General features: G+C 72.1%; 18 protein-coding genes and 1 pseudogene. 13 read left to right on the plus strand and 6 right to left on the minus strand.

The annotated features are described in order from the left end of the window. Positions 1–68: 68 nt before the first annotated feature. From nhaA to ACZ6A9_RS11000, 3 genes are all read right to left on the minus strand, one after another. Positions 69–1,505: a Na+/H+ antiporter NhaA gene (gene nhaA / locus ACZ6A9_RS10990; RefSeq protein ID WP_468982355.1), complete on the minus strand. Its 1,437-nt coding sequence runs from the start codon at positions 1,503–1,505 to the stop codon at positions 69–71. A 184-nt stretch (positions 1,506–1,689) separates the two neighbouring features. After that, entirely contained in the window at positions 1,690–3,645 is a 1,956-nt protein-coding gene (acs, locus tag ACZ6A9_RS10995; RefSeq protein WP_468982359.1) for an acetate--CoA ligase, read from the minus strand. A gap of 197 nt (positions 3,646–3,842) precedes the next feature. Beyond that, positions 3,843–6,335: a bifunctional SulP family inorganic anion transporter/carbonic anhydrase gene (locus ACZ6A9_RS11000; protein ID WP_468982364.1), complete on the minus strand. Its 2,493-nt coding sequence runs from the start codon at positions 6,333–6,335 to the stop codon at positions 3,843–3,845. Between the two features lie 361 nt (positions 6,336–6,696). On the opposite strand from ACZ6A9_RS11000, the gene ACZ6A9_RS11005 reads away from it, so the two are divergent. Beyond that, the gene (locus ACZ6A9_RS11005) at positions 6,697–7,968 is read left to right on the plus strand and encodes a polysaccharide deacetylase family protein (RefSeq protein ID WP_468982368.1); all 1,272 of its coding nucleotides are present in this window, start codon (positions 6,697–6,699) and stop codon (positions 7,966–7,968) included. A gap of 9 nt (positions 7,969–7,977) precedes the next feature. Here the strand turns inward: ACZ6A9_RS11005 and ACZ6A9_RS11010 are convergent, their stop codons facing one another. Next, positions 7,978–8,958: an ATP-binding protein gene (locus ACZ6A9_RS11010; RefSeq protein WP_468982375.1), complete on the minus strand. Its 981-nt coding sequence runs from the start codon at positions 8,956–8,958 to the stop codon at positions 7,978–7,980. A 101-nt stretch (positions 8,959–9,059) separates the two neighbouring features. Between ACZ6A9_RS11010 and ACZ6A9_RS11015 the strand changes: the two genes are divergently transcribed. Further along, positions 9,060–9,884 carry a Fic family protein gene (locus ACZ6A9_RS11015; RefSeq protein WP_468982381.1) on the plus strand — a complete coding sequence of 275 codons (825 nt, stop codon included), beginning with the start codon at positions 9,060–9,062 and terminating at the stop codon, positions 9,882–9,884. Positions 9,885–10,317: 433 nt separating this feature from the next. Here ACZ6A9_RS11015 and ACZ6A9_RS11020 read toward each other — a convergent pair whose 3' ends face one another. Further along, entirely contained in the window at positions 10,318–11,151 is an 834-nt protein-coding gene (locus ACZ6A9_RS11020) for an HAD family hydrolase (protein ID WP_468982387.1), read from the minus strand. A 577-nt stretch (positions 11,152–11,728) separates the two neighbouring features. On the opposite strand from ACZ6A9_RS11020, the gene ssd reads away from it, so the two are divergent. From ssd to ACZ6A9_RS11055, 7 genes and pseudogenes are all read left to right on the plus strand, one after another. Continuing rightward, positions 11,729–12,835 carry a septum site-determining protein Ssd gene (ssd, locus tag ACZ6A9_RS11025; RefSeq protein ID WP_468982394.1) on the plus strand — a complete coding sequence of 369 codons (1,107 nt, stop codon included), beginning with the start codon at positions 11,729–11,731 and terminating at the stop codon, positions 12,833–12,835. Continuing rightward, positions 12,832–14,052 (plus strand): TadA family conjugal transfer-associated ATPase, encoded by a 1,221-nt coding sequence (locus ACZ6A9_RS11030; protein WP_468982400.1) that lies wholly within the window; start codon positions 12,832–12,834, stop codon positions 14,050–14,052. Before ssd ends, ACZ6A9_RS11030 begins: the two co-directional genes overlap by 4 nt. Beyond that, complete coding sequence (locus ACZ6A9_RS11035) at positions 14,049–14,924, plus strand: type II secretion system F family protein (protein ID WP_468982406.1); 876 nt, start codon at positions 14,049–14,051, stop codon at positions 14,922–14,924. Before ACZ6A9_RS11030 ends, ACZ6A9_RS11035 begins: the two co-directional genes overlap by 4 nt. Continuing rightward, positions 14,921–15,724 carry a type II secretion system F family protein gene (locus ACZ6A9_RS11040; RefSeq protein ID WP_468982412.1) on the plus strand — a complete coding sequence of 268 codons (804 nt, stop codon included), beginning with the start codon at positions 14,921–14,923 and terminating at the stop codon, positions 15,722–15,724. Before ACZ6A9_RS11035 ends, ACZ6A9_RS11040 begins: the two co-directional genes overlap by 4 nt. 78 nt (positions 15,725–15,802) lie before the next feature. Next, positions 15,803–16,012: a DUF4244 domain-containing protein gene (locus ACZ6A9_RS11045; protein WP_468982417.1), complete on the plus strand. Its 210-nt coding sequence runs from the start codon at positions 15,803–15,805 to the stop codon at positions 16,010–16,012. After that, positions 15,999–16,376: a TadE family type IV pilus minor pilin gene (locus ACZ6A9_RS11050; RefSeq protein ID WP_468982419.1), complete on the plus strand. Its 378-nt coding sequence runs from the start codon at positions 15,999–16,001 to the stop codon at positions 16,374–16,376. Before ACZ6A9_RS11045 ends, ACZ6A9_RS11050 begins: the two co-directional genes overlap by 14 nt. Continuing rightward, a pseudogene (locus ACZ6A9_RS11055) lies at positions 16,373–16,795 on the plus strand (Rv3654c family TadE-like protein); the annotation flags it as partial. The gene ACZ6A9_RS11050 and the pseudogene ACZ6A9_RS11055, both read left to right, overlap by 4 nt. Before the next feature lie 185 nt (positions 16,796–16,980). Here the strand turns inward: ACZ6A9_RS11055 and ACZ6A9_RS11060 are convergent. Further along, positions 16,981–19,515 carry a DEAD/DEAH box helicase gene (locus tag ACZ6A9_RS11060; protein WP_468982424.1) on the minus strand — a complete coding sequence of 845 codons (2,535 nt, stop codon included), beginning with the start codon at positions 19,513–19,515 and terminating at the stop codon, positions 16,981–16,983. Positions 19,516–19,594: 79 nt separating this feature from the next. Here ACZ6A9_RS11060 and bldG point away from each other — a divergent pair, with 79 nt between their 5' ends. From bldG to ACZ6A9_RS11080, 4 genes are all read left to right on the plus strand, one after another. Further along, entirely contained in the window at positions 19,595–19,936 is a 342-nt protein-coding gene (gene bldG / locus ACZ6A9_RS11065) for an anti-sigma factor antagonist BldG (RefSeq protein WP_003991900.1), read from the plus strand. Positions 19,937–20,044: 108 nt separating this feature from the next. Continuing rightward, complete coding sequence (locus ACZ6A9_RS11070; RefSeq protein ID WP_468982429.1) at positions 20,045–20,482, plus strand: ATP-binding protein; 438 nt, start codon at positions 20,045–20,047, stop codon at positions 20,480–20,482. Between the two features lie 318 nt (positions 20,483–20,800). Continuing rightward, positions 20,801–23,206, plus strand: coding sequence for a sodium-translocating pyrophosphatase (locus ACZ6A9_RS11075; protein ID WP_468982435.1), 2,406 nt, complete (start codon positions 20,801–20,803; stop codon positions 23,204–23,206). Positions 23,207–23,398: 192 nt separating this feature from the next. Then, positions 23,399–23,989, plus strand: coding sequence for a small secreted protein (locus ACZ6A9_RS11080; RefSeq protein ID WP_468982439.1), 591 nt, complete (start codon positions 23,399–23,401; stop codon positions 23,987–23,989). Positions 23,990–24,058: the final 69 nt, after the last annotated feature.

Consider the following 24,058-nt stretch of genomic DNA (forward strand, 5'->3'; position numbering starts at 1 on the left):
TGCGTACGTCCTGCGTACGTTCCTCGTGCCTGCGCGTACGGTCCAGTCTTTTGTACCGTCTCGTCAGATCATGCCGGACCGTGCTGCGGATCGCCTGCCCCGTCCGCCACTTCGGCACGCGCGTCCCGCTCGGCGGCCTTCTCCCGGGCGAGACGCCGGTGCTCGGCTGCCTTGCGCTCGTGGATCTCCGCCATGCGCAGGTGGTACGCCGGGTCGTCCTGTTCGTAGATGTCCGGGACGCCGTCGAGGTCCTCGTCGCGCTCCTCCTCCTCGGTCAGCCTGCGGTACTTGGCGTTGCGGATCTTCAGCAGCACGGTCGCGATGACGGCCGCGATGAGCGAGCCGGTCAGCACCGCGGCCTTGACGCTGTCCGTCATCGAGGCGTCGCCCTCGAAGGCGAGTTCACCGATGAGCAGCGAGACCGTGAAACCGATGCCGGCGAGGGACGCCACCGCGAACACGTCGGGCCAGGCGAGCTCGTCACTGAGCGAGGCCTTGGTGAAACGTGCCGTCAGCCAGGTGCCGCCGAAGATGCCGAAGGTCTTGCCGACGACGAGTCCGAGGACCACGCCGAGCGTCTCGGGCTGGGTGAACACCTCGCCCAGCGCACCGCCGGACACCGCCACGCCCGCGCTGAACAGAGCGAACAGCGGGACCGCGAGACCCGCGGAGAGCGGCCGGACGAGGTGCTCGATGTGCTCACCGGGGGAGTGCTTCTCGCCCTCCTCGCGGTGGCAGCGGAGCATCAGGCCCATGGCGACGCCGGCGACCGTGGCGTGGATGCCGCTGTTGTACGTCAGCGCCCACACGACCAGCGCGAGCGGCACGTACACGTACCAGCCGCGCACGCCCTTGCGCAGCAGCAGCCAGAAGACGACCAGGCCCACGACCGCGCCGCCGAGCGCGGCGAAGTTCAGGTCGGCGGTGAAGAACACCGCGATGATCAGGATGGCGAACAGGTCGTCGACGACGGCGAGGGTGAGCAGGAAGGCGCGCAGGGCGCTGGGCAGGGAGGTGCCGATGACGGCGAGCACGGCGAGCGCGAAGGCGATGTCGGTGGCGGTGGGGACGGCCCAGCCGGCGAGGGAGCCGCCGCCGGTGCCGCTGACGAACACGTAGACCAGCGCCGGTGCCGCCATGCCGCACAGGGCCGCGACGACGGGGAGCGCGGCCGCTTTGGGATCACGCAGGTCGCCGGCGACGAGTTCGCGTTTGAGCTCGATGCCGGCGACGAAGAAGAAGATCGCCAGCAGTCCGTCGGCGGCCCAGTGGGCCACGGACAGGTCCAGCCCGAGCGCGCCGGGGCCGAAGTGGAAGTCACTGACGTCCTCGTAGCTGTCGCCCAGCGCGGGTATGTTCGCCCAGGCCAGCGCCACGACGGCGGCGAGGAGGAGCAGGACGCCGCCGACCGTCTCGGTGCGCAGCGCGTCCGCGACGTACGACCGCTCGGGCAGGGAGAGACGCCCGAAGGCCTTGCGGGGGGTGGGGGTGCGGGGGGCGCTCACGGGTCGTCCTCACGTGTTCGGGCAGCAGTGATCGTGTGCCGACCAGACTTCCCGGCGCCCCATGAGACAACAACTTTTTGCCCACCCTAACCAACCCGCCCCTGAGCTGCACCAGGGGCCGGGTCCGGCGGGGTGTCCGACGCGTCCGCGCGCCGGACACCCCGCCGTGGCCGGGGCCGCCCGCTCAGTCCTCGCCGGACGTCTGGGGCAGCTTGGCCTGGATGAGGTCCATGACCGTCGAGTCCGTCAGGGTGGTGACGTCTCCGAGCTGACGGTTCTCCGCCACGTCCCGCAGCAGACGGCGCATGATCTTGCCGGAGCGGGTCTTCGGCAGCTCGGCCACCGGCAGGATCCGCTTGGGCTTGGCGATCGGGCCGAGCGTGGTGCCCACGTGATTGCGGAGCTCGCCGACGAGGTCCTCGGTCTCCGCCGCCGTGCCGCGCAGGATCACGAAGGCGACGATCGCCTGGCCGGTCGTCTCGTCCGCCGCGCCGACCACGGCCGCCTCGGCGACCGACGGGTGGCTGACCAGCGCGGACTCGACCTCCGTGGTGGAGATGTTGTGCCCGGACACCAGCATCACGTCGTCGACCCGGCCCAGCAGCCAGATGTCGCCGTCGTCGTCCTTCTTGGCGCCGTCCCCGGCGAAGTACCTGCCCTCGAAGCGGGACCAGTACGTGTCGATGAACCGCTGGTCGTCGCCCCAGATGGTGCGCAGCATCGACGGCCACGGCTCGGTGAGGACGAGGTAACCGCCGCCGCCGCTGGGTACCTCGTTCGCCTCGTCGTCGACGACCGTCGCGGCGATGCCGGGGAGCGGGGTCTGGGCGGAGCCCGGCTTGGCGGCCGTCACGCCCGGCAGCGGGGAGATCATGATGCCGCCGGTCTCGGTCTGCCACCAGGTGTCCACCACCGGGGTGCGGTCCCCGCCGATGTTCTTGCGGTACCAGATCCAGGCCTCGGGGTTGATCGGCTCACCGACGGAGCCCAGCACCCGCAGGCTGGTGAGGTCGAACTTCGCGGGGATGTCGTCGCCCCACTTCATGAACGTCCGGATCGCGGTGGGCGCCGTGTAGAGGATCGTCACGCCGTACTTCTGCACGATCTCCCAGAAACGGCCCTGGTGCGGGGTGTCCGGGGTGCCCTCGTACATGACCTGGGTGGCGCCGTTGGCGAGCGGGCCGTAGACGATGTAGGAGTGGCCGGTGACCCAGCCGACGTCGGCCGTGCACCAGTACACGTCGGTCTCGGGCTTCAGGTCGAACACCGACCAGTGCGTGTACGCCGTCTGGGTCAGGTAGCCGCCGGAGGTGTGCAGGATGCCCTTGGGCTTACCCGTGGTCCCCGAGGTGTAGAGGATGAACAGCGGGTGCTCGGCCCCGAACGCCTCCGGGGTGTGGTCGGCGCTCTGCCGGTCCACCGTCTCGTGCCACCACAGGTCGCGGCCCTCGGTCCAGGCGACGTCCTGGCCGGTGCGGCGGACGACGAGGACGTGCTCGACGGTGTCCACGCGTCCGACCGCCTCGTCGACGGCCGGCTTGAGCGCGGAGGGCTTGCCGCGCCGGTAGCCGCCGTCGGCCGTGATGACCACGCGCGCGTCGGCGTCCTCGATGCGGGTGGCGAGCGCGTCCGCCGAGAAGCCGCCGAAGACGACCGAGTGGGCCGCGCCGATCCGGGCGCAGGCCAGCATGGCCACGGCGGTCTCGGGGATCATCGGCATGTAGACGGCGACCCGGTCGCCCTTGCGGACACCCAGCTCCAGCAGGGCGTTGGCGGCCCTGGACACCTCGTCCTTGAGCTGGGCGTAGGTGATGGCGCGGCTGTCGCCCGGCTCGCCCTCGAAGTGGATGGCGACGCGGTCGCCGTGCCCGGCCTCCACATGCCGGTCCACGCAGTTGTAGGCGACGTTGAGCTCGCCGTCCTGGAACCACTTGGCGAACGGCGGGTTCGACCAGTCCAGGGTCTCGGTGGGCTCCGTGGCCCAGGTCAGCCGGCGGGCCTGCTCGGCCCAGAAGCCGAGCCTGTCAGCCTTGGCCTGTTCGTACGCCTCCGCCGTGACGTTGGCGTTCGCGGCCAGGTCGGCGGGGGGCGAGAAGCGACGCTCCTCCTTCAGAAGGTTGGCCAGGCTTTCATTGCTCACGGCATCTGCCTTTCCCAGGGGTGTCCGTTGTGTCCCAGGCCACAGCTCATCAGACCCGGGGGGCGCTGACAAGGGCCGACGGAGAATTGGTTTAGACCTGTCGGGGTTGGTGGTGCGATGTTCGTCACCCCTTCCCACGAGCGCGGGAGCAAGCCGGTTCACGAGGTGTAACGCCGCTCACACCCGGCCGCGCGCCCTCACACCGCCAGGTCCACGGCTCGTACCCGGTCGAACACCGTTTCCTCGTCCCGCTCCGTGAGGAGGTACGCCTGTGCCTCCCCCACGTGGAAGTACAGCCCGTGCAGCTCCAGTGCCCCGTCCCTCAGGGCCCGTGCCACGGAGTCGTGGGCGCGCAGGTGCTCCAGCTGCTGCACCACGTTCGTCAGGCAGAGCCGCTCGACCGCGTCGGCCGGCGTCCGCCCGGTCAGCCGCGGCGCGCCCCCGCTCCCGGCGCCCATGCGCTCCAGGCTCGGCTGCCCGTGCCGCAGCCAGCGTCTCAGCGGCGTGCGCGCGCTGCCGCCCGGGTCGGAGTCGAGCAGTGCCTGCATGGCGCCGCACCCCGAGTGCCCGCACACCGTGATCGACCGGACGGCCAGCACGTCCACGGCGTACTCGATGGCGGCCGCCACCGAGTCGTCGCCGCTCTCCGCGCCGGGCGGGGGCACGAGATTGCCGACGTTGCGCACCACGAACAGGTCTCCCGGACCACTGGACGTGATCATGGAGGTGACCACCCGGGAGTCGGCGCAGGTCAGGAACAGCTGGGCGGGCCGCTGTCCCTCGCGCGCCAGCCGTGCCAGCTCACCGCGCACCAGGGGGGCGGTGTAGCGCTGGAACGTGCCGATGCCGCGCACCAGCTGGCTGCCGCCGGCGCTCTTCCGATCCGGCTCCGCGGTCTTCACCGCGTCCGTCCCGCCCGCTCCGTCCGCCGAGTCCCTCCCGCCCGCTCCCGCTCTGTCCGCCGCGTCCGCGCTGCCCGTCCCGTCGGCCGGGTCCGGTCGCCGGTCGCTGTCCGGGAGGGAGCGGGGAAGCTCGCACTGGTGGTTGCGCCAGGGCGTCCAGGGCCGGCAACGGCAGTCGGCCTCGGATGCTCCGGCCGTCTCGGCACCGCCGGTGAGGTGTGCGGTGGCGAGGGTGGAGGGTTCGGCGATCCGGACCCCGGCACGGCGGCCGGTGATCTCGACGGTGCCGCCCTGCGCGGTGTGTGTGCCCTGCCAGTCCTGCAGCGTCTCGTACGCCGCGTGGTCCATGAAGGAACCGTCCAACGCGACGACGACGTGAGCCCCTTGGGGCACGAGGTGCAGGGCCCGGCTGAGTCGGGGCACCGCCAGGAACGTCAACTGACCTCTGACGTGTACGTGATGGACTCCTTCCTCTCGCTCGTGGGTGATGCGGGTGCGGGTGAGCCGGTGCAGGGCCACGCCGACGGCCACGGCGATGCCGAGGGCGACGCCCTCGAGGACGCCGAGGGACACGACACCGAGGGTGGTCACGGCGTAGACCAGCACTTCACGGTGGCGGGTCACCGTGCGGATGTGGTGCAGGGACACCATCTGGATGCCGACGGCCATCACCAGGGCGGCGAGCGAGGCGAGCGGGATGAACTCCAGGAGCGGGACCATCAGCAGCGCGGCGGCCACTACGAGAACGCCGTGCAGCATGGTGGAGTTCCGGCTCACGGCACCCGCGTGCACATTCGCGGAAGTGCGCACCGCGACCCCGGCCACGGGCAGCCCGCCGAGCGACCCGGAGACGATGTTGGCCGCGCCCTGACCGAGCAGTTCGCGGTCCAGGTCGGACCGCTCGACGCGGGCCGGGCCGGGGCGCCCCGACACCAGCTTGTCCACGGCGACCGCGCCGAGCAGCGACTGCACGCTGCAGACCAGCGTCGTGGTGAGCACGGCGGCGGCGAGCCCGAGCACCGGGCCTTCGGGCAGACCGGCCAGGGCGTGGTTGCGCCAGGAGGGCAGATCGACCTTGGGCAGGGCGAGGCCGGTCGCCGCGGCGATCGCGGTGGCCCCGGCGACGGCGACGAGCGCGGCCGGGATCTTGTGCAGCCGGAGTCCGGTCCGGACGGGGAGCCTCGGCCAGAGCAGCAGCAGTGTCAGGGTCAGCAGGCTCGCGAAGAGGGCGGCGGGGTGCACGTTGGCCAACTGGGTGGGAAGCGCCCGCAGGTTGTCGGGGACGGAGCTCTGCGGGGTGCCGCCGAGGACGATGTGCAGTTGGGCGACGGCGATGGTGACGCCGATCCCGGCGAGCATGCCGTGCACGATCGCGGGAGAGACGGCGAGCGCGCCGCGTGCCACCCGCAGGCAGCCGAGTCCGAGCTGGGCGAGGCCGGCGAGGACGGTGATGGCGCAGGTCGTCCGCCACCCGTAGTGCTGGATGAGGTCGGCGGTGACGACGGTGAGTCCGGCGGCGGGGCCGCTGACCTGGAGCGGGGAGCCGCCGATCCGCCCGGCGACGAGTCCGCCGACGGCGGCGGCGACGAGTCCGGCCTGGAGCGGGGCGCCCGTGGCCAGGGCGATGCCGAGGGACAGCGGCAGGGCGATGAGGAAGACCGCGACCGCGGCCGACACATCGGCGCCCGCGATGCGCGGACGCCGGGGGCCGGGCGGCGGGCTGTGGGGTGGATGGGTGCGCTCGGGGTGGTCCGCGTCGGTGGTGGGGGCGGGAACGCAGGCTGACATGGTGCCCCGTCTCCTTCGTGTCGGGCGGTCGCATGACAGGTGGGGCCCCCTCGGCGGCGGGGCGCGGTCGCCGCCGGGGCATGGCCCCAGAACCGGCGGGAGGGCCACCCCGAGGGCGCCGAGTGGCGGCCTGGTAACTATTAGTAAACGAGTGGTAATTCAGAGTAAAGGGCTGGCATAGACTTTACGGTCAAATGGAGCAGTGAATCACCCCGGCGTATGAAGTGGCCATTTCATCGGCTTGTCGTATTAATTCCTTCTTCGATCCGTGCGACGTTGGCGGCGCTGTCGGTAAGGACCGGCACAGCACCAGACAACGCCCTCATCGAGCTCGGCCCGAGAGAAGGAAGAAGGTGGGCGGATGGCCGCCACCCACAGGATCGCCGCGGGCACCGTGATCGCCGCGGTCTGCGCCGCCTCACTCGCCGGCTGCGGGACCGGCGCCGACGACGCCGGCGAGCAGACGCGGGAGCAGGAGAAGGTCAAGCCGGCGCCCGCCCCGAAGACCGTCGTCCGGCTGATCGGCGACGGCTCCACCGCGTACACCGGGGCGCAGCCCCACCTGCCCCGGCCCGAGCGGATGAAGCCCGGGGAGAAGCCCCCGCAGTTCGTCGTCTTCTCCTGGGACGGCGCGGGTGAGGACGGCCAGAAGCTCTTCTCCCATTTCCGGAAGGTCGCCAAGGAGAACGACGCGACCATGACGTACTTCCTGAGCGGCGTGTACCTGCTCCCGGAGGAGAAGCGCGATCTGTACCGGCCGCCGCAGCACTCCCCGGGCCGCTCCGACATCGGCTTCAACGATCAGCAGGGCATCGCCGACACCGTGAAGCAGCTGCGGCTGGCCTGGCTCGAGGGCAACGAGATCGGCACCCACTTCAACGGGCACTTCTGCGGCAGCGGCGGCGGCGTCGGCGAATGGTCGGTGGCGGAGTGGAAGGACGAGATCGCGCAGGCCAAGAGCTTCGTGAAGACCTGGAAGACCAACACCGGGATGAAGAACGCGGCGCCGCTGCCCTTCGACTACGACAAGGAGCTCATCGGCGCCCGCACCCCCTGCCTGGAAGGGCAGGAGAACTTCATGAAGGCCGCCCGCGCGCTGGGCTTCCGCTACGACACCAGCGGGGTCAACAACCAGGTGTGGCCGAAGAAGAAGGGCGGGCTGTGGGACCTGTCCATGCAGCTGGTGCCCTTCCCCGGGCACTCCTTCGAGCAGCTCACCATGGACTACAACTTCATGGTCAACCAGTCCGGGACCACCACCCAGGGAGACCCCGCCAAGCACGAGATGTGGGGCGATCAGATGCGTGACGGTCTGCTCCAGGGCTTCGACCGGGCCTACCGGGGCAACAGGGCGCCTCTGATCATCGGCAACCACTTCCAGTCCTGGAACGGTGGCACGTACATGCGTGCCGTCGAGGAGGTCGTCGAGTCGGTGTGCACCAAGACCGACGTGCGCTGTGTCTCCTTCCGGCAGCTGGCGGACTGGCTGGACGCCCAGGACCCGGCGGCCCTGGCGAAGCTGCGCACGCTCGGCGTGGGCGAGGCCCCCAAGGAGGGCTGGAAGGCCTTCCTGGCCGACGGCCCCGCCCCGGCCCCCAAGGGAGCGCCGGGGTCGCCGGCGGCCAAGGAGTGACGGAGGGCGTCAGGCGGAAGCCGTGACGTCCTCGCCGAGCACGAAGGAGGGGTCGACCTGGGCCGCCAGGTCGGCCCCCGTGCGCTCGTTCCCCCACGACGCGGCGTTCCTCAGGTGGAAGTGCACCATCTGGCGGGTGTAGCGCTCCCGGTCGCGCAGCTCGTACGTCGCGTCGGCGGCCGACCGCAGCAGGCGCAGCGCGCCGCGGTTGGGCTCCTCCAGGTACTCGAACCGGGGCGGCCGGCCCTTCTCCATGGCCCGGACCCAGCCCGAGTGCCCCACCGTCACCAGCAGGTCCTCCCCGGCCTCCGCGCGGAGGAAGTCGAGGTCGTCCGGGCCCTGGACCTTGTTGCCGACGACCTTGAGGGTGACGCCGAAGTCGCGGGCGTACTCCTTGTACTGGCGGTAGACGGAGACCCCCTTCCGGGTCGGCTCGGCGACGAGGAACGTGATGTCGAAGCGGGTGAACATGCCGGAGGCGAAGGAGTCCGAGCCGGCGGTCATGTCGACCACGACGTACTCGTCGGGGCCGTCCGCCAGGTGGTTCAGGCACAGCTCCACCGCTCCGGTCTTGGAGTGGTAGCAGGCGACGCCCAGGTCGGCGTCGGAGAAGGGGCCGGTGACCATCAAACGGACGGCGCCGCCCTCGAGTTCCACCGGGTGCGCGCAGGCGTCGTAGACCGGGTTGTCCTCCCGCACCCGCAGCAGGCGGGAACCCTCGCCGGGCGGCGTCGTCTTGATCATCGTCTCGGCGGACGCGATGCGGGGGTTGGTGCCACGCAGGTAGTCCTTGATCAACGGCAGGTGCTCGCCCATCGAGGGCAGGGCCGCCGCCTCCGCCTCGTCCAGGCCCAGCGCTGCGCCGAGGTGCTGGTTGATGTCGGCGTCGACCGCGACCACCGGAGCCCCACAGGCCGCGAGGTGACGGATGAACAGGGAGGACAGGGTCGTCTTTCCGCTGCCGCCCTTCCCCGCGAAAGCAATTTTCATGTTCACCAAGAGTAGTGCCTATATCGCTCGGTGTGACATGGAGGCGTGAAGAAGACCACTCCTTCGTGGGGCGGGCGCCGGGGGTGCGTAGGGTCGTACTCATGAGTACGACAGGCGCGAACGCCGACCCGCTCGCGGCCCTGGCCGCCCTGCCCGGTGTCGCCGACTCCGTGGAGTCCGTGCGCAAGGCCGTGGACCGGGTCTACGGGCACCGGGTCATGCGACGGCGCAGCAACGAGATCACGTCCGAGGCGGCGCTCCGCGGCGCCCGGGGCTCGGCGGCGCTGTCGGGCGCGGACTGGGCGCTGGAGGAGGTGCGCCGGCGCAGCGACTTCAGCGGTGACGAGGAGGCGCGCACGATGGGCGCCGCGCTGCGGCTGACCGCTGAGGCGGGCCAGTTGCTGTCCATCTGGCGGCAGTCGCCCCTGCGGGTGCTGGCCCGGCTGCACCTGGTCGCGGCGGCCGACAAGGACGAGCGGGTCGGGCGACCCCGGCAGGAGGGCGAGCCGGTCGACGAGCCGTTGATCGCACTTCCGCTGCCGGGTGCGGCGGAGGCGCACGGCCGCCTCGAGGGGCTGTCCGGGCTGATCATCGCGGGTGGTTCCGCGCCGGCGCTGGTCACCGCCGCCGTGGTGCACGGCGAGCTGCTCGCGCTGCGCCCGTTCACCTCCCACAACGGGCTGATCGCCCGAACGGCCGAACGTATCGTCCTGATCGGCAGCGGGCTCGACCCCAAGTCGGTCTGCCCCGCCGAGGTCGGCCACGCGGAACTGGGGCGGGAGGCGTATCTACGGGCGCTCGAGGGCTACGTCTCCGGTACACCCGAAGGGGTGGCCGCCTGGATCGCCCACTGCGGACGGGCGGTCGGACTCGGTGCGCGCGAATCCACGGCGGTGTGCGAGGCGCTGCAGCGCGGGGCGGCATAAGCAGCAGGCGCGAAGGGCGCGAAGGGCGCTCACGGAGATGCGGCGGTACGAATACTCGTACCGCCGCTGGCATCTCCACCGCGTTACCAGGCGTCCTCGATATGTGCCCATCAGGTCGGGGACTTTGCCCGTCACCTGGTGGGGCTGGCCCGTAATCGACGGGTCGACGTCGCGTGGGTACGCGGTGTTCATGCGCGGTCCGTGGGGCCTCATGCGCTGTGAAGGTGATCCTCTCGGACGACCTCGGTCTCGCGGGCCGTTAAGTCCTTTGTACTCCGGGTGCGGAGTAAGGGAAAGTCCTCGCCGCGCTTCTTTACTTTTGGGTTCACATAATCATCAAACGGGCGCCGATATGAGTACGAGGCCGGCGGCCGTCCGCGTGGTCCGGGAGACGGACGGTCTGGCAGGCGTGCGCTCCTGGAGGTGATGGCGGTCAGGCCGCCGTCGTACGGCGTCGGCTGGCGTACCAGACGAGGCCGGCGGTGGCCGCCGCGGCTCCTATGGCGGCCGCCGCGACCAGGGCGGGACGGGGCGGCACGGAGAAGGCGGGGAAGCGCTGCTTCAGCCGGACCGGCCGGTGGAAGTCGAGGATGGGCCACTCGCGTGTGAGGGCCTCGCGGCGCAGCGCGCGGTCCGGGTTCACCGCGTGCGGACGGCCCACCGACTCCAGCATCGGCACATCGGTCACCGAATCGCTGTAGGCGTAGCAACGGGCCAGGTCATAGCCCTCGGAGGCGGCCAGTTCCCGGATCGCTTCGGCCTTGGTCGGGCCGTACGCGTAGTACTCCACCTCTCCGGTGAAGCACCCGTCCTCGCCGACGACCATGCGGGTGGCCACGACCCGGTCGGCGCCGAGGAGTTCGCCGATCGGTTCGACGACCTCGGCTCCTGACGTGGAGACGATCACCACGTCGCGGCCCGCGGTGTGGTGCTGCTCGATGAGGGTGGCGGCCTCGTCGTAGATGATCGGGTCGATCAGGTCGTGCAGCGTCTCGGCCACGATCTCCTTGACCTGCTGGACGTTCCAGCCGCGGCACAGGGCGGACAGGTACTTGCGCATGCGCTCCATCTGTTCGTGGTCCGCGCCGCCGGCGAGGAACACGAACTGGGCGTACGCGGTACGCAGGACCGCCCTGCGGTTGATCAGACCGCCTTGGTAGAACGACTTGCTGAACGTGAGTGTGCTCGACTTCGCAATGACCGTCTTGTCCAGGTCGAAGAAGGCGGCTGCGCGGGGCAAGGAGTGGTTTTCCACATCCCTGAGCATAGGCGCAGCCCATTCGGCGTAAGGTGGGGCGCGTGGGTTTGCCTGAGAGGGCTCTCGGGTACACCATGGAAGTCACGGATCGTTCGCGACCGTGCTAACCCGGCCCGACTCCTCCCCCCCCGAGTCGGCCGTGGGGACGACCCCCGCTCTCCCCCCCGGCGGGGGTCGTCGCATGTCCGGACGCGTTTTCTTCCCTCTTTCGGCCCTCCGGTGTCACCGTCCTGGTGTCCGCGGCAGGCGATTGTCATGAGCGCGACTAGTTACCACGGGTAGTCGTGAGGGTGCCCTGTGGGGCTCGTGCGGAAGGTTCGCGGGGCTCACCCGGTATGGGTGACCGCGATATTCACAGCTCCCCTCTTGTCCACAGATATCGACCAAGATCCACAAGTTTTTCCGTATCGCTGCACCGTGATTCCTGCGCGACCCGCTCGCCGCGAGTTCACGCCCGCTTCCGTTTGCCGGGTCGCGCACGGCCGGTTTCCGCCGGCCGCTCATCGGAAGACCGCACGCCGGTTCTTCACACGCCTGGGAATCGCGCGGCCGGAGGGCCGCGCACACGCAGCGAACGGGGACGAACATGAACGGATCCATCACGCACGACCCGCCGCCCGCCTCCGGAGGCGGGCGCCAGGGCGCACCGCTGATCGTCACCGAGGACGCCGGACTCCTCGACGACCTGCTGCGCCTGTGCGCGGCGGCCGGCGCCACACCCGAGGTCCACCACGGTGCTCCGGAGCCGAGGGGCAGCTGGGAGGCGGCGCCGCTCGTCCTGGTCGGCGACGATGCCGCGCGGCGGGTGCGCGGAGCGGTACGCAGGACCGGAGTGGTGCTGGTCGGACGCGACCAGGACGACCCGGGCGTCTGGCGACGTGCCGTCGAGATCGGCGCCGACCACGTGCTGATGCTTCCCGACGGGGAGCAGTGGCTGGTCGACCGCATCGCCGACGTGGCCGAAGGTGTCGGCCGGCCCGCCCTGACCGTCGGAGTCATCGGCGGCCGCGGCGGTGCCGGAGCGTCCACCCTCGCGTGTGCGCTCGCCGTCACCTCCGCGCGGGAGGGACTGCGCACGCTGCTCGTGGACGCGGATCCCCTCGGCGGCGGACTCGACGTGGCCCTCGGCGGGGAGACGGCCAAGGGACTGCGCTGGCCCGCGTTCGCCGCGTCACGCGGGCGGGTCGGCGGCGGCGCCCTGGAGGAATCACTGCCGGAGCTCCACTCGCTGCGGGTGCTCAGCTGGGACCGCGGCGACTGCCTCGCCGTACCGCCCCCGGCCGTACGCGCGGTGCTCGCCGCGGCCCGGCGCAGGGGCGGCACCGTGGTGGTCGACCTGCCGCGCCGCGTCGACGACGGGGTCGCCGAGGTCCTCGCCCAGCTCGATCTCGGACTCCTCGTCGTCCCCGCGGAACTGCGCGCCGTCGCGGCGGCGGGCCGCGTCGCCTCCGCCGTCGGCATGGTCCTGCGCGATCTGAGGGTGGTGGTGCGCGGGCCCTGCGCGCCGGGCCTGGACGACCGCGAGGTGCCCCGGCTGCTGGGACTTCCCCTCGCGGGAGACCTGCCCGCCGAACCCGCCCTGCAACGCCCCTACGACACCGGACGGCCTCCGGGGGCCTCCGGCAGGGGCCCGCTCGCCCGTTTCTGCAAGGAGTTCTGGGAGCGCGCGCTGGTGGAGGCGAGGACGGCATGAGGGGGCCGGCGGTGAGCGGGGCGGGGATGCCTCCCGGTCTGCTCGACGGGGTGCGGCGGTGGCTGGCCGAGAGCGGGGCCGAGCCGACGCCCGCGCGGGTGGCACAGGCCCTGCGGGACCAGGGCCGGGTGCTCGGGGACGCCGAAGTGCTGGGAGCGGCCGAGCAGCTGCGGTCCGAGCTGGTCGGCAGTGGTCCGCTCGAGCGGCTGCTGGCCGATCCGTCGGTGACCGATGTCCTGGTGTCGGCGCCGGACCGGGTGTGGGTGGACCGGGGCGGCGGGCTGGAGCTCAGCGAGATCTCCTTCCCCGACGAGACCGCCGTCCGGCGCCTGGCCCAGCGGCTCGCCGCAGTGGCCGGCCGGCGCCTCGACGACGCCCGCCCCTGGGTCGACGCCCGGCTGCCCGACGGGACGCGCCTGCACGCGGTGCTGCCCCCGGTGGCGGTGGCCGGCACCTGTCTCTCGCTGCGCGTCGTACGGCCACGCGCCTTCACGCTCGGCGAGCTGGTGGCGGCCGGGACGGTGCCGCCGGGCGGTGACCGACTGCTGCGGGCACTGCTGGACGCGCGGTTGTCGTTCCTGGTCAGCGGTGGAACCGGCAGCGGCAAGACGACCCTGCTGAGCGCGCTGCTGGGACTGGCCGGGCCGGAGGAACGGATCGTCCTGGCCGAGGACTCGGCGGAGCTGCGCCCGGATCATCCGCACGTCGTGCGCCTGGAGACCAGACCCGCAAACCAGGAGGGTGCCGGCCTGGTCTCCCTGGAGGACCTGGTGCGGCAGGCGCTGCGGATGCGGCCGGACCGGCTGGTCGTGGGTGAGGTCCGCGGCCCGGAGGTGACCCATCTGCTGGCCGCCCTGAACACCGGCCACGAAGGCGGCTCGTGCACCGTTCACGCCAATGCCGCCGCCGACGTACCGGCCCGGCTGGAGGCGCTCGGCACAGCCGCGGGACTCGACCGGTTCGCCCTGCACAGCCAGCTGGCGGCCGCCGTCTCGGTGGTGCTGCACCTCGTACGCGACCGGAGCGGCCGGCGGCGGATCGCCGAGGTGCACGTACTGGAGCGGGACCCGTCAGGGCTGGTGCGCACCGTGCCGGCGCTGCGGTGGGGCCCGGAGGCGTTCGTCCGCGAGCGGGGCTGGGAGCGGCTGCGGGAGCTGCTCCGGCCCAGGAGCGGGGACGGGGCGCGGGACGGCGTGCGGGAAGGGGCCGCGGGATGAACGGGACGACGGGGATGTCGACGGGTGCGGCCGTGGCCTGTCTGGGAGTCGCCGCAGTGCTGCTGCGCGGCGGGTGCGCCGGGCCCCGGCGGGCGCGGCTGCTGCTGGCAGGCGCCGGCGCGGTGGACACCGGGCCGGCGGGATGGCCCCGGGTGGCCGGCGAGTGGGCGCGGATCCGCGGGCGGCTGAGGGCCGAATGGTGGTCACTGGCCGCGGGGACGGTGCTGGCGTTGCTGGGCGCGTCCGTGCTGCCGGTCCTCGCGGGTGTGGCGGGAGTCCCCCTGCTCCGGCGGGTGCGGCGGGCCGCCGCGGCACGCCGGGCCCGGGACCGGCGAGGGGACGCGGTGATCGCGCTGTGCGGGGCGCTCGCCGGCGAGGTGCGCGCCGGGCGGCAGCCGGGAGAGGCGCTGCTGTCCGCCGGAAGGGACTCCGGCGGGCTGGGCGACACGCAGGCGGCCGTGCTGGCGGCGGCCCGGTTCGGCGGGGACGTCCCGGACGCGCTCGCGGCGGCGGCACGGCAGCCGGGTGCCGAAGGACTGCGGGGACTCGCAGCGTGCTGGCGGGTGGCGGTGGACCAGGGTGCCGGTCTCGCGGACGGGCTCGACCGGCTGGAAGCGGCGCTGCGTGCCGAACGGGACCAGCGGGCCGATCTGCGCGCCCAACTGGCCGGCGCCCGTGCCACGGCGGTGATGCTCGCCGGGCTCCCCGCCGTGGGCCTGGCTCTCGGCGCGGCTCTCGGCGCCGACCCGCTGCGCGTCCTCCTGCACACACCGTCCGGCCTGTCCTGTCTGGTCGCCGGCGGGGTCCTGGAGGGCCTGGGCCTGTGGTGGGCGCTGCGCATCATGCGGGGCGCCGAGGAGGTGACGGGATGAGCGGGGACGTTGTCCACAGGCTGGGGACGGTCGTGGGGGTCGTGTCGGCACTCGCCTGGTCGGCGGGTTGGTGCCGGCGCACACGGTCCGCGCGGCTCGTACGACGGCGACTGGCCGGGGTGCTGCCGCCGGAACGGGCGGCGCCGAACGCGGCCCCGGGCCTGGCGCGGCTGCGTGTCGCCCGGAGCCGGCTCCCGCTGGTGGGCGTCGTGGGCGTCGTGGGCGCCGGATGGGGGCTGGTGGGTGGTCCCGCCGGAGTGCTGGTGGGACTGGCGGCCGCGGTCGGGCTGTGGCGGTGGCAGCTGCGGCGGAAGGCAGCCGCGGTGGACGCCCGGGAGGCCGACACCGCCGTGGCGGCCCGCCAACTGCCCCTGGCAGCGGACCTGCTGTCCGCCTGCATCGCGGCGGGTGCCGGGCCGGTACTGGCCGCGCAGGCCGTCGGAGAGGCCCTGGGCGGTCCGGTCGGGGACGCGCTGGCGCGCGGTGCGGCGGAGGTGCGGCTCGGCGGTGAACCGGGCGCGGCCTGGCGCCGGCTGGCCGGGCTGAAGGGCGCCGCGCCGCTGGCCCGGCTGCTGGAACGGGCGGATGTGTCCGGGCTCCCCCTCGCCGCCCCCGTGGTCCGGCTCGCCGCCGAGGCCCGCGCCGAGTGGAGCCGCGCGGCGACGGCACGGGCCCGGAGGGCGGCCGTCATGGTCAGCGCCCCCGTGGGGCTGTGCTTCCTGCCCGCGTTCATCGCGGTCGGCGTGCTTCCCGTGGTGATCGGGCTCGCGGACGGAGTGCTGGGAGGAGGTGGTGGCTGACGGCGGACGACCTGCGGCCGAACGGCGGAACGAGCAATGACCACAAGAGCAGTACGACTTCTCCTTACGGGGGTTGAGATGTATCAGGCGGTACGGGCACGACTGCGTGCCCTGGTGTGCGGGGCGCGTGCGGCACGGAGGGACGCCGGAATGGTGACCTCGGAGTACGCGATGGGCATCGTGGCGGCGGTGGCGTTCGCCGTGGTGCTCTACCGGGTCGTCAACAGCGGACCGGTGAGCGCGGCACTGCGGAACATCGTGCAGCAGGCACTCGATGGCCAGATGTGAGCGGCGTGCGGACCGGGGGTTCGTGACGGCGGAGGCTGCCATGGTGCTGCCCGTGCTGGTGATGTTCGCGACGGCGCTCGTCTGGGGCCTGATGGTGGTGGCGGCGCAGATCCAGTGCGTGGACGCCGCCCGCACGGGCGCCCGCGCGGCGGCCCGGCAGGACCCTCCCGACGCGGTCGTCGACGTGGCCCGCGGAGCGGCACCGCCCGGTGCGCGGGTCACGGTGAACCGCGAGGCCGGACAGGTCCGTGTGGTCGTCGTGGCCAGGCCCCCGGTGCTGCGCGGGCTGCTGTTCGAGCTGCGGGAGGAAGCTGTGGCGGCGGTGGAGCGGACGGAGGGGGAGACGGTGGGGGCGGGGACATGAGGGCGCGGCCCCGCGCACGAGGGCTCCTGCGGCCCGGAGGCACCGCGCGTGGCACCGGACGGAGGTCCGGTCGCCCGGCCCACCGGGCGACCGGCGGTGCGTCGGACCGGGGCGACCGGCCGCCCGGTGACGCGGAGCGCGCCGGCCGGAGACGCGCGCCATGCCCCGACCGGGGATCGGCGACGGTCTGGAGCATCGGCGCGATCGCCGTGCTGTGCGTCGTGTCCGGCATCGTGCTCGCCCTCGGGCATGCCGTCGTGGTCCGGCACCGGGCGGCCGGGGGCGCGGACCTGGCGGCGCTTGCCGCGGCCGACCACTGGGCCGAGGGACGCGCGGCCGGGTGCGCCTGGGCGCAGCGGGTGGCCCGGGCCCAGGACACCCGGCTCGTGCGGTGCGCGATCACCGGCGAGGTGGCGGACGTGTCGGTGGCGTCCGGGAGGGGGCCGTTCGCGGTGGAGGTCAGGGCGAGGGCGGGGCCGGCCGGCCCGCCCGAGCCCCCGGAGCCGGGCCCGGCCGGGGCTCCGGCGCGGGCCTGGCACCAGGCTCAGGCCCGTTGCGGGGCGCACCCCCCGAGCCCGGGCCACCACCGCCTCCGCACCGGAGTTCACCCCGACGTCGACGCCCGCCCGGGCAGCTCCGCCCCCGTGGTCCCGTCCGTGCCGCCCGCACCCCCCGACCCCCCGGGCTTCTCCACCGGTGCGCCCTCCAGCAGCACCGTGAGCAGCCGCACCGCGCCCCGCTTGTGCAGAGGGTCGTTGCCGTTGCCGCACTTGGGGGACTGGATGCAGGAGGGGCACCCCGCGTCACACTCGCAGGACGCGATGGCCTGGCGGGTGGCGGTGAGCCAGGAGCGGGCGGTATGGAAGGCCCGTTCCGCGAAGCCCGCGCCGCCCGGATGGCCGTCGTAGACGAAGACCGTGGGGAGCAGGGTGTCGGGGTGCAGCGGGACCGACACACCGCCGATGTCCCAGCGGTCGCAGGTCGCGAAGAGCGGCAGCATGCCGATCGACGCGTGCTCGGCGGCGTGCAGGGCACCGCCGAGGATCTCCGGGTCGATCCTGGCCCTGTCCAGCTGGTCCTCGGTGACCGTCCACCACACCGCGCGGGTGCGCAGCGTACGAGGAGGGAGGTCGAGTTTCGTCTCGCCCAGCACCTCGCCGGTGATCTGGCGCCGGCGCAGGAAGGAGACCACCTGGTTGGTGACCTCGACGGAGCCGAAGCACAGGCGGCCGTCGCCCCAGGGGATCTCGGTGTCCGTCTCCAGCACGGAGATCGACGTCGTGTCCCGGGCCACCGTCGTGTAGGTCGGGCTCGCCCGCTCGACCAGCGCGACGGAGTCCTGCAGGTCGAGGGAGCGCACCAGATAGGTGAGGCCCTGGTGCAGGTGGACGGCGCCCTCGTGGACGCTCGTGTGGGCGGCGCCCGCGTCGACCGTGCCGAGCAGCCGTCCCGTTCCGGTCTCGACGACCTGCACGGGGCGGCCGCCCCCGCCGCGGATGTCGGTGAGGTCGGCGGCCCGTTCCCGGCGGGTCCAGTGCCAGGCCCTCGTCCGCCGGCGCAGCAGCTTCGCGGCCTCCAGCTGCGGGAGGAGATCCCCGGTGGCCGGGCCGAACAGGTCCAGGTCCTGCTCCGTCAGCGGCAGCTCCTCGGCCGCCGCGCACAGGTGCGGGGCGAGCACGTAGGGGTTGTCGGGGTCGAGGACGGTGGACTCCACGGGCCGCTCGAAGAGCGCCTCGGGGTGGTGGACGAGGAACGTGTCCAGGGGATCGTCGCGGGCGACCAGGACGGCGAGGGCGCCCTGCCCGGAGCGTCCCGCACGGCCCGCCTGCTGCCACAGGGAAGCCCGGGTGCCCGGGTAGCCGGCGATCACCACGGCGTCCAGGCCGGAGACGTCCACACCGAGTTCGAGGGCGTTCGTCGCCGCGAGGCCGAGGAGTTCACCGGAGTGCAGGGCGCGTTCGAGGGCGCGGCGCTCCTCGGGGAGATAGCCGCCCCGGTACGCCGCGACACGCCCGGCCAGCGAGCGGTCGACCTCCGCCAGGCGTTCCTGGGCGATCACCGAGATCAGCTCGGCGCCACGCCGGGAGCGCACGAAGGTCACCGAACGGATCCCCTGCACGGTGAGGTCGGTCAGCAGGTCGGCGGCCTCGGCGGTGGCCGTGCGGCGGACGGGCGCGCCCTTCTCGCCGTGCAGTTCGGTGAGCGGCGGCTCCCACAGGGCGAACACCAGTTCACCGCGCGGTGAGGCGTCGTCGGCCACCTCCACCACCGGCAGGCCCGTGAGACGGCCGGCGGCGACCGCGGGCTGGGCGGCGGTCGCGGAGGCCAGCAGGAACACGGGGGAGGCGCCGTAGCGGGCGCACAGCCGCCGCAGCCGGCGCAGCACCTGCGCGACGTGCGAGCCGAACACCCCCCGGTAGGTGTGGCACTCGTCGACGACGACGTACTTCAGCGACTTCAGGAAGGAGGACCAGCGGGGATGGGACGGCAGGATGCCCCGGTGCAGCATGTCGGGATTGGTCAGGACGTAGTTGGCGTACTGGCGGATCCACTCGCGCTCCTCGAACGGAGTGTCGCCGTCGTAGACCGCCGCGCGCACCGAATGGCCCAACGGTTGTGAAAGTTCCTTCACGGACCGGCACTGGTCCGCCGCGAGGGCCTTCGTGGGGGCGAGGTACAGGGCGGTCGCCCCGCGGCCGTTCGGGGCCTCGGCGCCGTCCAGGAGCGTGGACAGCACCGGCGTGAGGTACGCCAGGGACTTGCCGGACGCGGTGCCGGTGGCGACCACGACCGACTCACCGTCCAGGGCGTGCCCGGCGGCACGTGCCTGGTGGGCCCAGGGGTGCTCGATGCCCGCGGCGCGCACGGCGGCGACGACCTCCGCGCGGATCCGGTCCGGCCAGACGGCATGGCGACCCGCCCGCGGGGGCAAGTGCTCCGTATGAGTGATGCGCGCAGCCCTGCTCGGTCCGGACGCGAGCCGGCCCAGGACGGCGTCCGGCGCGGTCCTGGGCGGCGTGTCCGTCGGGGGTCGATCGGATCGGTGATTCTTGGCCATCGGCACCGAGTGTGTCACTGGCGTGACGGACAATGGGGCCAAGGCGTCGTGCACGCCTGCCGGTAAGTGATTGAATGCCATCGCGGCTGGCGAACCGTCCCGGGGGCTGAGCCGAGATGCCCCAAGGGCGACCGCTCGATAGCTAGGTGCTGGAGGATCCGTGGACCTGTCCCTGTCGACCGAGACCATGGGCGATCGCACGATCGTCAGGGTCGGTGGCGAAATCGACGTATATACCGCGCCAAAGCTGCGCGAGCAGCTGGTCGAGCTGGTGAACGACGGCAGTTTCCACCTTGTCGTCGACATGGAAGGTGTGGACTTCCTCGACTCCACCGGACTCGGCGTGCTGGTCGGCGGCCTGAAGCGGGTGCGAGCCCACGAGGGCTCGCTGCGCCTGGTCTGCAACCAGGAGCGCATTCTCAAGATTTTCCGTATCACCGGCCTCACCAAGGTGTTCCCGATCCACACCTCGGTCGAGGAAGCGGTGGCGGCGACCGACTGATCACCCCGCTCCCGGGCCCGTGCCCGGGCGGGAGGAGAACCATGAGGAGGGCCGGGCCTTCGGTGGCCCGGCCCCTCCACAGCACGCCCGTAGTCGCGAGGGGGATGCATGGCCACCGTCGAACTCCGCTTCAGCGCGCTGCCCGAGCATGTCAGGACCGCCCGTCTCGTGGCGGCGGCTGTGGCGCGCAGGGCCGGGGTCGACGAGGCCGTCCTCGACGAGGTCCGGCTCGCCGTCGGTGAAGCCTGCTCCCGGGCCGTGGGGCTGCATCAGCACGGGGACATCTCGGCACCCGTGAAGGTGCTGCTGATCGAGGAGGAGAAGCAGTTCTCCATCGAGGTCGGCGACGAGGCGCCCCACGCGGTCCCCGGCGGACGCACGCCCGGCGGCGGACCGGGCGACGCGGACGTGGAGACCGAGGAGGACGAGATGGGCCTCGCGGTCATCAGCGGCCTCGTCGACGACGTCGAGGTCAGCGCCGGGGAGCACGGCGGCTCGATCCGCATGCGGTGGCCCACCGCGCCGCCGGGCGCCCTCCTCGCCTGACCCGTCACCCGGACGGCGACTGCTTTTCCCGAAGGGCCCCCTCGTGGGGCCCTTCGGCATGTGCGGGTGCCGCCGACCGCGCTTACAGTGGTCACGAGCATTGATCGCGTGAATTCCTTCACGATCGACCCGTGCTCCGGAAATGCGATCACATGAATGCTTCAAAGGCATTACGGATTTCGGACCACTGGCCGCCCGTCGATCAATGGAAGAGTGCGTGCAGGCCATTTTACATTCCGCGCACTCTGTTTTGATCAGGTTCCGGTACCTACAATCCCGTCCACATCTTGAGCTCAGCCCAAGCGTCAAGGAGGACGAATGGCGGGGCTTTCCATCTCAATCGAGTCGGGCCGACCCACATCCCTCGCGGCCGCCGTACTGACCGACGACAACCGCCTGCTCGTGGTGGCCATCGGGGTCGTCGCGCTGGCGGCGCTCGTGGTCGCGGCAGTCCTGGTGCGCCAGGTTCTCGCGGCCGGTGAGGGCACCGACAGCATGAAGAAGATCGCCGCGGCGGTCCAGGAGGGCGCGAACGCCTATCTGGCCCGGCAGCTGCGCACGCTCGGCGTATTCGCCGTGATCGTGTTCTTCCTCCTCATGCTGCTGCCCGCGGACGACTGGAATCAGCGTGCCGGTCGGTCGGTGTTCTTCTTGATCGGAGCGGCGTTCTCGGCGGCCACCGGCTATATCGGTATGTGGCTCGCCGTACGTACCAATGTCAGGGTCGCGGCGGCGGCCCGGGAGGCGACTCCGGCCGAGGGCGAGCCGGAAAAGGATCTCACCGCCGTCTCGCACAAAGCGATGAAGATCGCCTTTCGTACGGGCGGTGTCGTCGGCATGTTCACCGTGGGCCTCGGCCTGCTCGGTGCCACCTGCGTGGTCCTCGTGTACGCGGCCGACGCGCCGAAGGTGCTCGAGGGGTTCGGTCTGGGCGCCGCACTGATCGCGATGTTCATGCGGGTCGGCGGCGGCATCTTCACCAAGGCCGCCGACGTCGGCGCCGACCTGGTCGGCAAGGTCGAACAGGGCATCCCGGAGGACGATCCGCGCAATGCCGCGACCATCGCCGACAACGTGGGCGACAACGTCGGTGACTGCGCGGGCATGGCCGCCGACCTCTTCGAGTCGTACGCCGTCACCCTGGTGGCCGCGCTCATCCTGGGCTCGGCGGCGTTCGGCGACGCGGGGCTCGCCTTCCCGCTCCTCGTCCCCGCCATCGGCGTCCTCACCGCCATGATCGGGATCTTCGCCGTGGCACCCAGGCGCGCCGACCGCAGCGGCATGAGCGCGATCAACCGCGGGTTCTTCATCTCCGCGGTGATCTCGCTGGTCCTGGTCGCGATCGCCGTGTTCACCTATCTGCCGTCCTCGTACGCCGGCCTCGACGGCGTCACCGACGAGGCGATCCTGAGCAAGGGCGGCGACCCGCGGATCCTCGCCCTCGTCGCGGTGGGCATCGGCATCGTGCTCGCGGCCCTGATCCAGCAGCTCACCGGGTACTTCACCGAGACCACCCGGCGTCCCGTGCGGGACATCGGCAAGACCTCGCTCACCGGCCCGGCCACCGTCATCCTGTCCGGCATCTCCATCGGACTGGAATCCGCCGTCTACACCGCCCTGCTGATCGGACTCGGTGTGTACGGGGCGTTCCTGCTCGGCGGTACGTCGATCATGCTGGCGCTGTTCGCGGTGGCGCTGGCCGGCACCGGACTGCTCACCACGGTCGGTGTGATCGTCGCCATGGACACCTTCGGCCCGGTCTCCGACAACGCGCAGGGCATCGCCGAGATGTCCGGCGACGTCGTGGGCGCCGGCGCCCAGGTGCTCACCGACCTGGACGCGGTCGGCAACACCACCAAGGCCATCACCAAGGGCATCGCCATCGCCACGGCCGTACTGGCGGCGGCGGCGCTGTTCGGCTCGTACCGGGACGCCATCACGACCGGCGCGAGGGACGTGGGCGAACGGCTCAGCGGTGAGGGCGCGCCCATGAGCCTGATGATGGACATCTCCCAGCCCAACAACCTCGTGGGTCTGATCGCGGGCGCGGCGGTGGTGTTCCTCTTCTCGGGACTGGCGATCAACGCGGTGTCGCGGTCGGCGGGTTCGGTGGTCTACGAGGTGCGGCGGCAGTTCCGGGAGAGGCCCGGGATCATGGACTACAGCGAGAAACCGGAGTACGGCAAGGTCGTCGACATCTGCACCAGGGACGCCCTGCGCGAACTCGCCACGCCCGGTCTGCTGGCCGTGATGGCGCCCGTCTTCATCGGGTTCACGCTCGGCGTCGGCCCTCTGGGCGCCTTCCTCGCGGGCGCGATCGGCGCGGGCACGCTGATGGCGGTGTTCCTCGCCAACTCCGGTGGCGCCTGGGACAACGCCAAGAAACTGGTCGAGGACGGCCATCACGGAGGCAAGGGCAGCGAGGCCCACGCCGCCACCGTCATCGGCGACACCGTCGGCGACCCCTTCAAGGACACCGCGGGGCCCGCGATCAACCCCCTGCTGAAGGTGATGAACCTGGTCGCGCTGCTCATCGCGCCCGCGGTCATCAAGTTCTCCTACGGCGCCGACGAAAGCGTCGGGACGAGGGTGCTCGTCGCGGTCCTCTCGCTGCTCGTGATCGTCGGCGCGGTGTACATGTCGAAGCGGCGCGGCATCGTCGTGGACGACGACAGCGACCCCGAACCGGAACCCAAGTCACCGGATCCGGCGGTGGTTTCCTAGCCGCGGACAGCGCACACCGGGTCAAGGTGAGGGCGGACGGCGCGTTCTGACGTGCCGTCCGCCCTCACCTCGGTTTTCACCCGGTGCCGTGAGCCTTCTCTCTCTTGGTGCAAATGGCTTCAAAAGTGTCTTAACGGATGTCCGGCGGGTGGGTGTAGTCCATCTGGCGTGTATGTTCCGGGGCCGAGAGCCATGGAAGGGACCAATCCGGTGAACAAGAAGCTCGCGGCCGCACTGTCCGGCGGTGCGGTACTGGTACTGGCGCTGACGGGATGCGGCGGCGACGACGGCAACGAGGAGCTCGACGCCTGGGCGAAGGAGGTCTGCGACTCGGTGCAGCCGCAGGCCGCGAAGATCCGGTCGGCCAACGCCGCGATCCAGAAGGAGACCTCCGACAACAGCACGCCGGAAGAGGTCCAGAAGGCCGACTCCAAGGCCTTCCAGGACATGTCCGACGCCTACAAGGCGATCGGCGCCGCCGTGAACAAGGCCGGCCCGCCGGACGTCGAGAACGGCGAGAAGAAGCAGACCGACGCGGTCAAGGAACTCAACGGCATCTCCACCTCCTACGCCTCGCTGAAGAAGCAGGTCGACGGCCTCGACACCGAGGACCAGGCGGAGTTCGCGGACGGTCTGAAGGACATCGCCGCCGAGCTGGACAAGCTGAGCAAGAGCGGCAACGAGGCCCTCAGCGCGCTGGAGGAGGGCGAGGTCGGCGAGGCGATGTCCCGCCAGCCCAGCTGCCGGACGGCCACCGAGCCGGCCGGGGCCACCGAGAGCTGACGCGACGACAGCGCGCGGGGGCGGCCGGGCGGCCCGGCGGCGGGGAGGCGGGGCGCGCCGGGCGGGCGC

The sequence above is a fragment of the Streptomyces sp. NPDC041124 genome (assembly GCF_055592385.1).